This is a genomic window from Streptococcus mitis, from assembly GCF_946188685.1.
Taxonomy (GTDB): domain Bacteria; phylum Bacillota; class Bacilli; order Lactobacillales; family Streptococcaceae; genus Streptococcus; species Streptococcus mitis_CC.
On the sequence record NZ_CAMHWH010000010.1, the window covers coordinates 39,111 to 52,439 of the forward strand.

The 13,329-nt window shown below is 40.9% G+C and carries 15 protein-coding genes; 4 read left to right on the top strand and 11 right to left on the bottom strand.

Annotation, left to right across the window (positions count from 1 at the left end; all coding sequences use genetic code 11):
• Window positions 1-2: 2 nt before the first annotated feature.
• From N8N51_RS08900 to N8N51_RS08930, 7 genes are all read right to left on the bottom strand, one after another.
• Complete coding sequence (locus tag N8N51_RS08900) at window positions 3-872, bottom strand: branched-chain amino acid ABC transporter permease (RefSeq protein WP_000941421.1); 870 nt, start codon at window positions 870-872, stop codon at window positions 3-5.
• Window positions 873-988: 116 nt separating this feature from the next.
• Window positions 989-2,149, bottom strand: coding sequence for an ABC transporter substrate-binding protein (locus N8N51_RS08905; protein ID WP_261104045.1), 1,161 nt, complete (start codon window positions 2,147-2,149; stop codon window positions 989-991).
• A gap of 64 nt (window positions 2,150-2,213) precedes the next feature.
• Window positions 2,214-2,501, bottom strand: coding sequence for a YlbG family protein (locus tag N8N51_RS08910; RefSeq protein WP_115904790.1), 288 nt, complete (start codon window positions 2,499-2,501; stop codon window positions 2,214-2,216).
• A 78-nt stretch (window positions 2,502-2,579) separates the two neighbouring features.
• Window positions 2,580-3,170, bottom strand: coding sequence for an ATP-dependent Clp protease proteolytic subunit ClpP (gene clpP, locus N8N51_RS08915; RefSeq protein WP_173266526.1), 591 nt, complete (start codon window positions 3,168-3,170; stop codon window positions 2,580-2,582).
• A gap of 172 nt (window positions 3,171-3,342) precedes the next feature.
• Window positions 3,343-3,972: a uracil phosphoribosyltransferase gene (gene upp, locus N8N51_RS08920; RefSeq protein ID WP_000515974.1), complete on the bottom strand. Its 630-nt coding sequence runs from the start codon at window positions 3,970-3,972 to the stop codon at window positions 3,343-3,345.
• An 88-nt stretch (window positions 3,973-4,060) separates the two neighbouring features.
• A complete protein-coding gene (locus N8N51_RS08925) occupies window positions 4,061-4,528 on the bottom strand; it encodes a deoxycytidylate deaminase (protein ID WP_000136974.1) in 468 nt (155 codons plus the stop codon).
• 18 nt (window positions 4,529-4,546) lie between these two features.
• On the bottom strand, window positions 4,547-5,104 hold the full coding sequence (locus tag N8N51_RS08930) for a TetR/AcrR family transcriptional regulator (RefSeq protein ID WP_000004136.1): 558 nt from the start codon (window positions 5,102-5,104) through the stop codon (window positions 4,547-4,549).
• 124 nt (window positions 5,105-5,228) lie between these two features.
• Here N8N51_RS08930 and N8N51_RS08935 point away from each other — a divergent pair, with 124 nt between their 5' ends.
• From N8N51_RS08935 to N8N51_RS08945, 3 genes are read left to right on the top strand one after another with little or no spacing between them, the layout of a single operon-like run.
• A complete protein-coding gene (locus N8N51_RS08935; protein ID WP_125454768.1) occupies window positions 5,229-6,074 on the top strand; it encodes a DegV family protein in 846 nt (281 codons plus the stop codon).
• A 58-nt stretch (window positions 6,075-6,132) separates the two neighbouring features.
• Window positions 6,133-7,305 carry an aminoacetone oxidase gene (gene aao, locus N8N51_RS08940; RefSeq protein ID WP_125454767.1) on the top strand — a complete coding sequence of 391 codons (1,173 nt, stop codon included), beginning with the start codon at window positions 6,133-6,135 and terminating at the stop codon, window positions 7,303-7,305.
• A 48-nt stretch (window positions 7,306-7,353) separates the two neighbouring features.
• Window positions 7,354-7,875 (top strand): DUF1697 domain-containing protein, encoded by a 522-nt coding sequence (locus tag N8N51_RS08945; RefSeq protein WP_070478650.1) that lies wholly within the window; start codon window positions 7,354-7,356, stop codon window positions 7,873-7,875.
• A 41-nt stretch (window positions 7,876-7,916) separates the two neighbouring features.
• On the opposite strand, the gene N8N51_RS08950 is transcribed toward N8N51_RS08945, so the two are convergent.
• Window positions 7,917-8,657 carry a MerR family transcriptional regulator gene (locus tag N8N51_RS08950; RefSeq protein ID WP_125454766.1) on the bottom strand — a complete coding sequence of 247 codons (741 nt, stop codon included), beginning with the start codon at window positions 8,655-8,657 and terminating at the stop codon, window positions 7,917-7,919.
• Window positions 8,658-8,997: 340 nt separating this feature from the next.
• Between N8N51_RS08950 and N8N51_RS08955 the strand changes: the two genes are divergently transcribed.
• The gene (locus tag N8N51_RS08955; protein ID WP_078228474.1) at window positions 8,998-10,338 is read left to right on the top strand and encodes a sodium-dependent transporter; all 1,341 of its coding nucleotides are present in this window, start codon (window positions 8,998-9,000) and stop codon (window positions 10,336-10,338) included.
• A 40-nt stretch (window positions 10,339-10,378) separates the two neighbouring features.
• On the opposite strand, the gene manA is transcribed toward N8N51_RS08955, so the two are convergent.
• From manA to N8N51_RS08970, 3 genes are all read right to left on the bottom strand, one after another.
• The gene (manA, locus tag N8N51_RS08960) at window positions 10,379-11,323 is read right to left on the bottom strand and encodes a mannose-6-phosphate isomerase, class I (protein ID WP_001294313.1); all 945 of its coding nucleotides are present in this window, start codon (window positions 11,321-11,323) and stop codon (window positions 10,379-10,381) included.
• Window positions 11,324-11,443: 120 nt separating this feature from the next.
• Complete coding sequence (locus tag N8N51_RS08965; protein ID WP_261104046.1) at window positions 11,444-12,883, bottom strand: 6-phospho-beta-glucosidase; 1,440 nt, start codon at window positions 12,881-12,883, stop codon at window positions 11,444-11,446.
• 128 nt (window positions 12,884-13,011) lie between these two features.
• A complete protein-coding gene (locus N8N51_RS08970; protein ID WP_001291473.1) occupies window positions 13,012-13,272 on the bottom strand; it encodes a SemiSWEET family transporter in 261 nt (86 codons plus the stop codon).
• Between the last annotated feature and the right edge of the window lie 57 nt (window positions 13,273-13,329).

The window sequence follows — 13,329 nt, forward strand, 5'->3', positions numbered from 1 at the left end:
GTTTACACCTTCTCTTTCACATTTTTACCAAGGATACCAGCTGGGCGGACAATCAAGATCAACAACAAGATTCCATAAACAATGGCATCACGGAAGTCTGACATTCCAAAGGCTGTCGCAAAGGTTTCCAATAGACCAATTACAAAGCCACCAAGAGCCGCACCAGGAATAATTCCGATACCACCAAGTACAGCGGCAACAAAAGACTTAAGACCTGGAGTAACCCCCATCAAAGGCTCAAGAGAGTTATAATAGAGGGCAATCAGAACACCAGCCGCACCCGCAAGAGCTGAACCCAAAGCAAAGGTAAAGCTGATAGTACGGTTTACATTGATTCCCATCAATTGTGCTGCATCGCTATCTACGGAAACTGCACGCATGGCTTTCCCCATCTTAGTCTTTTGGACAATGACTTGTAACAAAATCATCAAAATCAAGGAAATGGCCAAAATCATTAACTGCACATTTGTTAGGCTAATTGGTCCCAAATCATATCGAACTGTTTGAATCGCTTGAGGAAAAGCACGAGTATTGGCACCAACCAGATAGACCATTCCATATTCAAGTAGGAAGGAAACTCCAATAGCTGTAATCAAAACAGCAATACGAGTTGAGTGGCGCAAAGGTCGGTAAGCAAGAAACTCAATCACGACACCAAGAATGGCTGTCGCTAACATAGCTACAATAAGAGCTACAAAGAAATTCATTTGGAAAGAATTAATCAAGAAATAACCGATAAAGGCTCCCATCATATAAATATCACCGTGGGCGAAGTTGATGAGCTTGATAATTCCGTAAACCATGGTATATCCTAGGGCTAACAGCGCATAAACACTACCTAGAATCAAACCATTTACTAGTTGTTGGAGCATAAGATTCACTCTTTCTATTTATAATTTTGAGGGTTTCCCCTCACTTTTTGATAGGTTCTTAAACACCGAAACAGGGAGTGAGTCAGAGGCTCATTCCCTATTTCAACATTTTTCTATTATGGTTTTACAACTTCTGCTGCTTCAACCTTACCATTGTTCATGGTCATCATGTAAGCAGTTTTGACTGTGTTGTGGTCTGCATCAAAGCTTGTTTGACCAGTTACACCTTCAAAATCTTTTGTTTTAGCAAGGTTATCCTTGATTTCACCAGAGTTTTTAGCACCTTTTGCTGCGTTTGCTACAAGGTGAACTGAGTCATAAGCCAAGGCTGCAAATGTTGAAGGTTCTTCATTGTACTTAGCACGGTAAGCGTCAAGGAAGGCTTTTGCTTTAGCTGAAACTTCTACAGTAGTTGAGAAGCCTGAGATAAAGTAGATGTTTGATGCTTTTTCAGGGGTTGCTTGTTGTACAAACTCTTCACCGTTGAATCCATCACCACCAACAATTGGCTTGTCAATTCCCATACCACGCGCTTGGTTTACAATTTTACCAGCCTCATTATAGTAACCAGGAACAACGATAGCATCAAAGTCTTTCCCTTTCATTTTTGTAAGGGCTGCTTGGAAGTCTGTGTCACCTGCTACGAAAGTTTCATCTGCAACGATTTCACCCTTGTATGACTCGCGGAAAGATTTGGCAATCCCTTTAGCATAGTCACTGGCATTGTCAGTGTAAAGAACGACTTTCTTAGCTTGCAATTTATCAGTAACATAGTTTGAGATAATTTTTCCTTGGAAGCTATCTTGGAATGTTCCGATAAAGAGGTAATCTTGACCTTTAGTCAATCCATCTTGAGTCGCACTTGGTGAGATCAATGGAACACCTGCTTTTGTAGCGTTCGCTACCGCAGCTGCAGTCGCACCAGATGTCGCAGGTCCTACGACTGCTGATACTTTAGATTGGGTTACAAGGTTAGTTGTAACTGAAGCAGCCTCAGCTGTTTCAGACTTATTATCTTTATCGACTACTTCGATTTGTTTTCCATCGATACCACCTGCGGCATTGATTTCATCAACAGCCAATTGGGCACCTTTTTGTTCAGCTGTTCCGTATGCAGCTAAAGAACCTGATTCTTCAAAGTTAAAACCGATTTTAATTGTCTTTTCATCTACTGAGTTACCAGCAGCGTTTGACGCTCCAGATTTCACTTCTCCACAGGCTGCAAGAAGTGCTACACTTGCAAGCGCCACAAACGATAGGGCAAATTTTTTCTTCATTTTTTGTCTCCTTATTTCTTAAATAAATAGCATGTTAAGAATATACCGAATTATCAGAAAATTGTCAACACTTTTCTTGGACTTTTTCGATGATAACGTTTTCTTCTCGGTAAAGGTTACCAACAAAGGGTGTTTCCAACTCTTGAATATGACAAGCTCTGACTTTTTTGATAAATCTTTCCTTACCTAATCTCTCAACTACGCTCTCCAAATTCTCTGTTGGAACATAAAGTTGTAAGTAACGATGTTTCTTGGAATGATAGGTAATATCTCCATAATCCTGCAGTTTTTTTGCATCACGATTATAGTAAAGATAGATAATCAAGCCAGATCGATTAACTTTTTCAAACATGATAAATCCTCTTTCTAAGAAATCTCTCCCCATTATACCAAAAAAAGCAAACCCAGTCGAGTTTGCCTTCTTTCATCATTAGTTCAATGAATTATTGGTCATGATTTCATCAATAAAGCCATATTCAAGTGTTTCTTGGGCACTCATCCAGTTATCGCGTTCTGCATCTGCATGAACTTTTTCGATTGACTGACCTGAATTTTCAGCCAAGATTTTTTCCAAGGTATTACGAGTTTTGAGCAAGTGTTCTGCAGCGATCGCCATATCGGTTTGTTGAGTACCACCACCTGTACCACCCATTGGTTGGTGGATCATATACTCTGCATTTGGAAGCATGAAACGTTTGCCTTTTGCTCCACTTGATGCAATGACCGTCCCCATAGATGCTGCCATTCCCATAACAATGGTTTGGACATCTGCCTTGATAAAGTTCATGGTATCAACGATTGCCAAACCAGCTGAAACGGAACCACCAGGTGTATTGACATAAAGGTAAATATCCTTTGTACTATCTTGGGCATCCAAGAAAAGCAACTGGGCAATAACAGAGTTGGCCATATTGTCTTCAACTGGGCCTGTCAGCATAATGATGCGGTCTTTAAGAAGACGTGAGTAAATATCGTAGGAACGTTCTCCACGGCTTGTTTGTTCAATAACTACAGGAATCATTTATTTCTCCTTTTGAGTTTTAATTTTATTGGTCAAATGACTGAAGATAAGACTATTATAATATCTTGGTCAAAAAAGGTCAAATTTTTGCTCTGTTTTCATTAGACAGAAACAAAAATTCAACCTCCTTTCGTGACTGGAAATCCTTTTCCAAGTCAATCTCTTTTTTATTTTATTTTGTACCGAACAAGCGGTCCCCAGCATCTCCAAGACCTGGAACGATATAACCGTGTTCGTTCAAGCGTTCATCCAAGGCTGCTGTAAAGATTTCTACATCTGGATGAGCTTCTTGAAGGGCTTTAACACCTTCTGGAGCAGATACAAGGCAGACAAATTTGATATTTGATGCGCCACGTTTTTTAAGAGAATCAACAGCCAAGATTGCTGAGCCACCTGTTGCCAACATTGGGTCTACCACAAAAATTTGACGTTGGTCAATATCTTCAGGCAATTTCACCAAATACTCAACTGGTTGAAGCGTTTCTTCATCACGGTACATACCGATGTGACCAACTTTAGCAGCTGGAACCAAGCTCAAGAGACCATCAACCATCCCGATACCTGCACGCAAGATTGGAACGATGGCCAATTTCTTACCTGCCAATTGTTTTTGAACTGTTTTTGTAATTGGTGTTTCGATTTCCACATCTTCTAGTGGAAGATCACGAAGTACTTCATACCCCATCAACATTGCAATCTCATCTACTAGCTCACGGAAAGCTTTTGTAGAAGTATCTGTACGACGCAAGATTGACAATTTGTGTTGAATCAGTGGATGATTAATAACTTCAATTTTTCCCATTTTTGGAGTTCCTTCTTTCAATTTATTTTTCTTATTATACCAAAAAACGGTTTAAAAATCTTTCTAAACCATTTATTTTTGATATTTTTTACATTAAATCTGCTTCTTTAAGAGCTTCCTGTACGGTCTCAAGTGGTAGATGGGTCAATTCAGTTCCCTTTTCTTGATAAAGGTATTGGGCATAGTCGTCCATTCGGTACTGGTTAATATAAACCACGCGCTTGCAACCGACCTGAAGCAATTGTTTTGTACAGTTGAGACAAGGAAAATGGGTTACATAGGCTGTAAAGCCTTTGGGAACACCACGTTCTGCACCTTGAAGGATAGCATTGACCTCAGCGTGAAGGGTGCGAACACAGTGGCCTTCGATGACCAGACATTCGTGATCAATACAATGCTCGGTTCCTGACACCGAACCATTGTAACCAGTGGAAATAACCTTATTATCTTTTACCAGAATCGCGCCCACTTTGGCACGTTTACAAGTGGAACGATTGGCAATTAGTAATGCTTGGGCTGCAAAATACTCATCCCAGGCCAGTCTTTTTTCAGTCATATCTCTTCTCCTTTTTCTCTATTTTTTAAAAAATGGTAACCGTAAATCCGCAATCTTTTCAGCAGGTACCTTCATGCCATCCTTGATCCATTTTAGGAGGACAGAGACGATGGCCGAGCTCCAAAAGGAATGAAGATAAGAGCTGACACCTTTTGATTTCCCATGGTATTTTTCTAGAAATTCCTGCATGGCTTGGACAAAGATTTTTTCCAGATGGTAATCCAAGGCCAGTTGAATCACTCTGGCTTCCTTTCTTGCCTCTCGGAAAAGGTGAACCCAGACCAGATAAAGGTCTGTCTTTAAATCATAATGGTGTAGCTGTTCCATGATGTTGTGGACAGTTCGTTTAAAGACACTCTCTAAAATTTCCTCTTTAGAATCATAATTGCGATAAAAGGCCGCACGCGAAACACCTGCACGTTTGACCAATTCAGAAATACTAATCTTGGTCAAGTCCTTTTTTTCCAAGAGCTGCAAGAGGGCTGTTTCGATGGCTTCTCTAGTTAATAAATTAGATTCTTGGTTTGATTTTCTGAGATTTTCAAGAGATTTTTCAGAGATTCTACGTTCAGACATAACATTTTCTTTCTACTTGTCACAACAGACGGATAAGGCTTTTGTTTCAAGGGTTTTCATGATATAATTGTAAAAAAAGACAGAACCTTTGTCAATGTATAACTGACAAAGATGGAGAATTTCTATGACTTGGAAGATTATTGCTGACTCTGGTTGTGATTATCGTCAACTGGCAAAACCAGCTATTGACACGACCTTTGTGAGTGTTCCCTTAACCATTCAAGTAGCTGATCAGATTTTTGTTGATGATGCCAGTCTTGATATTGACCAAATGATGGAAACCATGTATGCAACTGCAGAAGCTTCAAAATCAGCTTGTCCAAGCCCAGATGATTATTTGCGAGCATTTGAAGGAGCCAAAAACATTTTCCTAGTAACCATCACAGGTACTCTCTCTGGCAGTCACAATAGTGCTCAACTAGCAAAGAATATTTATCTGGAAGACCATCCTGACACTAAGATTCATGTAATTGATAGTTTGTCTGCTGGCGGTGAGGTTGACTTGCTCGTAGAAAAATTGAATGACTTGATTGACCAGGGCTTATCTTTTGAAGAAGTGGTTGAAGCTATCACCGCCTATCAAGAAAAAACCAAGTTGCTCTTTGTCCTAGCTAAAGTCGATAACTTGGTTAAAAACGGCCGTTTGAGCAAGCTTATCGGTACGGTCGTTGGCCTTCTCAACATCCGTATGGTCGGAGAAGCTAGTGAAACTGGAACCCTCGAATTGCTACAAAAAGCAAGAGGACCAAAGAAATCGATTCAGGCAGCATATGAAGAGTTAGTGAAAGCAGGATATGCTGGTGGTCGTATTGTCATGGCTCAACGCAATAACGAGAAATGTTGCCAACAGCTTTCAGAGCGAATTCGTGAAAATTTCCCACAGGCGGATATTAAAATTCTCCCAACATCTGGTCTCTGCAGTTTTTATGCAGAAGATGGTGGTTTGCTGATGGGATATGAAATTGATTAATTGCATTCTTGACAAGAGGTGACCATCATCTCTTGTTTTTTTGTGGTACAATAGAGCTATGAAACATTTTGATACTATTGTCATCGGTGGAGGTCCTGCTGGTATGATGGCTACGATTTCCAGTAGCTTTCATGGACAGAAAACCCTCCTCATCGAAAAAAATCGGAAACTTGGAAAAAAATTAGCTGGGACTGGTGGGGGACGTTGCAATGTCACCAACAACGGAACTCTAGATGACCTACTAGCTGGAATCCCTGGAAATGGGCGCTTTCTCTACAGTGTCTTCTCCCAGTTTGATAACCATGATATCATTAACTTTTTTACAGAAAATGGTGTTAAACTTAAGGTCGAAGACCACGGTCGCGTCTTTCCGGCCAGCGACAAGTCTCGTACCATTATCGAAGCCTTGGAAAAGAAAATCACTGAGCTAGGCGGCCAAGTTGCTACTCAAACCGAAATTGTTTCGGTTAAAAAGGTAGAAAATCAGTTTATCCTTAAATCAGCTGACCAAACCTTCACTTGTGAGAAGCTCATTGTCACAACAGGTGGTAAATCCTATCCTTCTACTGGTTCGACTGGTTTTGGTCATGAGATTGCCCGTCATTTTAAACACACCATTACCGAGCTTGAGGCCGCTGAAAGTCCTTTGTTGACAGATTTTCCACACAAGGTCTTGCAGGGTATTTCGTTGGACGATGTGACCCTAAGCTATGGTAAGCATGTCATCACTCATGATTTGCTCTTTACCCACTTTGGTTTGTCAGGCCCTGCTGCCCTGCGTATGTCTAGTTTTGTCAAGGGTGGGGAGGTTCTCTCACTAGATGTTTTGCCTCAACTTTCTGATAAGGACTTGGCTACATTTCTAGAAGAAAATCGGGAAAAATCCTTGAAAAATGCTTTAAGAACCTTGTTGCCAGAACGTTTGGCAGAATTTTTTGCGCAAGGCTATCCTGACAAAGTCAAACAACTGACTGAAAAGGAACGAGAACAACTTCTCCAGTCCATCAAGGGACTTAAAATCCCTGTGACTGGTAAAATGTCCCTCGCCAAGTCATTTGTTACCAAGGGTGGTGTCAGTCTTAAGGAAATCAATCCTAAAACTCTGGAAAGTAAGCTGGTACCTGGACTCCACTTTGCTGGTGAGGTACTGGATATCAACGCCCACACAGGTGGCTTTAACATCACTTCTGCCCTCTGCACTGGTTGGGTGGCGGGATCAAACCCAATCTAAATCTGAATTATTTAATGGCTAAATCAGCCCCAAAAGAAAGGAAGTCCTTTGGAACATATTATCTTGTTAAGGGGAGTTACTCCTAATGGAAAAAATGCTATCCCTAAAATGTCTTATCTAGTAGATATCTTAACAGAAGCCGGTTTTCAACAAGTTCGAACCTATATTCAAAGTGGTAATATCATTCTTGAAAGTAACTTAGCCTTAGAAAAAATACGAGAACAGGTTCATACTCTAATAAAGAAAAAGATTGGAGCCGATCTCAAAATAATCATTAAGAATAAGGATATTTTTAAAAACATTGTCCAAGAAAACCCTTTTGGAGAACACTATCTTTATGACCGTATACACGTGATTTTTTATCAAGAATCTATTCAAAGCCTCCCTTTAGACAAATTGAAAATTGATTACGGTGAAGAAGAAATTTGTATCGGTAACCACTGCCTTTACCTCTATCTCCCTAGAACTGCTAAACAAAAGAAACTCCATACCAACTATCTTGAAAAGCTTTTTAATGTAGATTTGACCATGCGAAAACTAAATGTGGTAGAAAAATTATTAAGCAAATAGTGCTTGAATTTAGTAAAAATCGGAAGAATGCTCCTCCGATTTTATTTTGTTTGAGTTTGGACATAGTGGACAATGACATCTGATGTGTATTGGGCAGTGCCAGTTCCAAATTTGTCAATGTTTTCCTTAAACTCTGGGTTATAAACATATCCCTTACCGATATGGCCGAATACTTCAATCGTACAATCAAATCCATAAGTACGAATAGCTTGCAAGAGTTTGCCTGCTTGCTCTTGGTTTTCAGTTGCTGTTGCAGGTAAACCAGCTTGAAGATTTTGTGACAAAGCTTGAAAAACTTGGTTAAAGGCAGCCGTAGCTTCGTCTTCGTGACCTTTTTGGCGCTCGAGCGCTTGGTCCATCACTTCTTGTCCATATTTCTCTACCGCCTCTTGGTGGTATTTTTGATGGTCTTGGTAGTTAAATCCAGCAAATTTCTCTTGAATGCTCATTTCTCTTTCTCCTTTTTGTTCTTGAATGGTTTTTTGCAAGGTTGAAATCAAGGTATCCAGATGTTCCCTTTCTCGAGTCAAATAGTCCAACTGCCTGGTCAAATGAGGCAATAAATCTTCCCTTTCTTCCTTTAATAGCTCTGCTATTTTTTCTAAAGAAAAACCTAGATATTTGTAATAAAGAATAACCTGAAGGCGTTCCAAATCCTCCTGACTGTAGGTTCGATAGCCGTTTTCCGACTTTAAAGGAACCAAAAGTCCTATCTTATCGTAGTGGTGTAGGGTCTTGACAGAGACGCCCGAAAGCTGCGCAGCTTCTTTTATATGGTACATTATTTCCTCCTTATACTCAATGAAAATCAAAGAGCAAACTAGGAAGCTAGCCGCAGGCTGTACTTGAGTACGGTAAGGCGACGCTGACGTGGTTTGAATTTGATTTTCGAAGAGTATTACATTGATAGTATAACCCCTCCCCTTAGGTCAGAGTCAAGCGTTTTTGCGAAATTTTTTACTTTATCATAACATGAAAATGGTTTTCTTGACAGACCTTAGAAAACATGATAGGATAGTCAAGTCTATCAATCAAAAGAAAAGCTCATTTTGAGTACTTATGAGGTTATTTGCCAAGGGCAGTAGCTTTTTCTTTTGTAACACTAATTTTAGGAGTTTAACTATGTCTGAAAAATCGCAATGGGGTTCTAAACTGGGCTTTATCCTAGCGTCTGCTGGCTCAGCCATCGGACTTGGTGCCGTTTGGAAATTTCCCTATATGACTGCTGCTAACGGTGGAGGTGGCTTTTTACTGGTCTTTCTTATTTCTACCATTTTAATCGGTTTCCCGCTCCTGCTTGCTGAATTTGCCCTTGGCCGTAGTGCTGGTGTTTCAGCAATCAAAACCTTTGGAAAACTCGGCAAGAATAGTAAGTACAACTTTATCGGTTGGATTGGTGCCTTTGCCCTCTTTATCCTCTTATCTTTCTACAGTGTTATTGGGGGATGGATTCTGGTTTATCTAGGCATTGAGTTTGGAAAATTGTTCCAAATTGGTGGAACGGGGGATTATGCTCAGTTATTTACTTCAATCATTTCAAATCCAGCCATTGCCCTAGGAGCTCAAGCAGCCTTTATCCTATTGAATATCTTCATTGTATCACGTGGGGTTCAAAAAGGGATTGAAAGAGCTTCGAAAGTCATGATGCCCCTGCTCTTTATCATCTTTGTCGTCATCATCGGTCGTTCTCTCAGTTTGCCAAATGCCATGGAAGGGGTTCTTTACTTCCTAAAACCAGACTTCTCTAAGCTGACCAGTGCTGGTCTCCTATATGCTCTGGGACAATCTTTCTTTGCCCTCTCACTAGGGGTTACAGCCATGCTGACCTATGCTTCTTACTTGGATAAGAAAACCAATCTGGTTCAGTCAGGGATTTCCATCGTAGCCATGAATATCTCGGTATCCATCATGGCAGGTCTAGCCATTTTCCCAGCCATGTCAGCCTTCAATATCCAGTCTGAAGGGGGACCAAGCTTGCTATTTATCGTCTTGCCTCAGCTCTTTGACAAGATGCCTTTTGGAACCATTTTCTACATCCTCTTCCTCCTGCTCTTCCTCTTTGCGACGGTCACTTCTTCCGTTGTTATGCTGGAAATCAATGTGGGTAATATCACCAATCAGGACAACAGTAAGCGTGCTAAATGGAGTGCTATTTTAGGAATCTTGACCTTTGTCTTTGGAATTCCTTCAGCCCTATCTTACGGTGTTATGGCGGATGTTCATATCTTTGGGAAGACCTTCTTTGATGCTATGGACTTCTTGGTTTCTAATCTCCTCATGCCATTTGGTGCTCTCTGCCTTTCACTCTTTACAGGCTATATTTTTAAGAAGGCTCTTGCCATGGAGGAACTACACCTTGATGAACGAGCATGTAAACAGGGACTTTTCCAGGTCTGGCTCTTCCTTCTTCGTTTTATCATTCCTATCATCATCATCGTGGTCTTTATCGCCCAATTTATGTAATCAAAAAGGACTTGAGTAATGAACTCAGGCCCTTTCTTTTTTATGGATGACTAACAATCAATTCCAAACCTTGCCCTTCCAGAATCCAAGCTTCAACATCACTTGGTAGGATAAAGTGGCTGCCTTTTTGGATTGGATAGTTTTTTCCGTCAACAGTTAGCTGACCTTGACCAGCTAAGACACTGAATAAGGTGTAATCAGCTGTCTTCTCAAAATCAACTTTTCCAGTGATTTCCCACTTGTAAACTACAAAGAAATCATTAGATACAAGGAGAGTGGAACGCAAATCATCTGCTTTAACAGTTACAGGACGGCTATTGGCAGGCTCTCCAATGTTCAAAACATCGATAGATTTTTCAAGGTGAAGTTCACGCAAGTTGCCATTATCATCCTTACGGTCAAAGTCATAGACGCGGTAAGTTGTATCACTAGACTGTTGGGTTTCAAGAATCAAGATGCCTGCCCCGATAGCATGCATGGTGCCACTTGGCACATAGAAGAAATCTCCAGCCTTAACAGGAACTTTTGTCAGCAAGTCCTCCCAGTTTTTATCCTCGATTTGCTGGCGGAGTTCTTCTTTTGACTTAGCATTGTGACCGTAGATAATCTCTGAACCTTCATCCGCTGCGATAATGTACCAGCATTCTGTTTTTCCAAGTTCGCCTTCATGCTCCAGTCCATAAGCATCATCTGGGTGAACTTGGACGCTGAGCCAGTCGTTGGCATCCAGAATCTTAGTCAAAAGCGGAAATACAGGTTCTGGACGATTGCCAAACAATTCACGGTGTTCTGCATACAAAGTAGCTAGGTCTGTTCCCTCGTAACGACCATTGGAAACTTTAGAGACTCCATTTGGATGAGCTGAGATGGCCCAGTATTCTCCGATTTTTTCACTTGGGATGTCGTAGCCAAACTCATCACGTAGCTTGGTTCCACCCCAGATTTTTTCTTGCATAACTGATTGTAAAAATAATGGTTCTGACATCTTATTCTCCTGTCTGATTTTTCTCCCCTCATTATAGCAAAAAGCCAGGTCTAATTGAACTCTTTTTCCTATTATATAAAGTAGAGAGAAGATTTTATAAAAATAGTGAACAAATGTGCTCTACTCAATACTTGCACCATTGCTGGCAATGACATCCTTGTACCAGTAGAAGGATTTCTTCTTGCTCCGTTTGAGACTTCCTTGACTCGCATTATCTCGATCCACATAGATAAAGCCATAGCGCTTGTTCATTTCGCCCGTTCCAGCTGAAACCAAATCGATACATCCCCAAGTCGTATAACCGAGCAAGTCAACCCCATCTTGGTAAATGGCATCTCGCATAGCCTTGATGTGGGCCTCTAAATAAGCAATTCGATAGTCATCCGCTACATAGCCATTTTCATCTGGCGTGTCTATAACACCGAGTCCATTTTCTACGATGAACATAGGTTTTTGGTAACGATCCCAGATGGCATTGAGGGTGATACGAAGTCCCAATGGGTCAATCTGCCAACCCCATTCAGAGGATTCCAGATAAGGATTTTTGATAGAGGCAAAGACATTTCCAGCGGTCATATTCCTCACTTCTGGATCCCCTGAGGCCACTCGGCTCGCATAGTAAGAGAAGGAAACAAAGTCAACAGTATGATTCTTCAACAAGTCCAAATCCTCTAACGTCATTTGAATCTTAATTCCCTCACGCTCCCACTGCTTCTTTGCGTAATTTGGGTATTCCCCACGCGCTTGAACATCAATGAAGAAGTAACTCTTGCGGTCTTCCTCCATGGCTGCCCAGTAGTCTCTTGGATGGGCTGTGTTAGGATAGTATTGCCCTGCAGCCAACATACATCCCACCTTATTTTCTGGGTCAATTTCGTGGGCAATCTTTGTCGCAAGAGCTGAAGCTACCAACTCATAGTGTGCAGCCTGATATTTAACCAGTTCTTGATTTTCTCCTTCTTCAAAACAGAGCCCAGCTCCCATAAAGGGGGCATGGAGAATCATGTTGATTTCGTTGAAGGTAAGCCAATATTTGACCAAACCCTTATAGCGGGTAAAGAGTGTGCGACAAAGTTTTTCATAGAAGTCTAACATCCGACGATTGCGCCAACCACCGTATTCTTCAATCAAGTGCATAGGACAGTCGAAATGCGTAATGGTAACCAGAGGTTGGATTCCATACTTATAACATTCCTTAAACAAGTCCTCATAAAAGGCTAGACCAGCTTCATTTGGCACTGTTTCGTCGCCCTTAGGAAAAATCCGAGTCCAAGCAATGGAAAGTCGATAAGTCTTAAAGCCCATCTCTGCAAAAAGAGCAATATCTTCCTTGTAATGATGGTACATATCAATGGCTTCTTTGGCTGGGTAAAAATAGTCCTCCTCAAACGAAAACATCTTTTTCTGACCTGTGATAATGGCTTCACGATCTGGTCCAATGGGTACCACATCAACGTTAGCTAAACCACGCCCATCGAGATTATAAGCACCCTCACATTGATTAGCTGCCGTAGCACCACCCCAGAGGAAGCCCTCTGGAAATTGTAGTATTTCTGTCATCACTTTACCTCACTTGATTTGCTAGTTCTATTATACTAAAAAGGGGACAAAAAGTTTGGAACTATCTGGGTAATGATGTCCTGAGCTTGCTCAAATGTACGAAAAAAAGACTGAAACCAGTCTTCTTTTTAAATCAAAGCTGTAATAGCTGTCACTAGGCCAAAAACGATACCTGGTGCATTGGCAGCAGCAAGGGGGATATCTCTTTCTTTTTTGAAAAGACCGTAGTAAACCCAGAGACTACAGTTGATGGCAGCAACCAAGGGCTGGATGAAATTTCCTTTTTGACCAGCCAGATTGTTCATGATTTGTGGGAAGTAAGACACATACATCATAACAGACATAAAGGTCGCTACCCAACCTAAAATTTTCATTTGTTTTTCAGACATTTTCAAAACCTCTTTCATTTTTACTGAATCTTATTTTAAAATATTCTTTCAAAACAA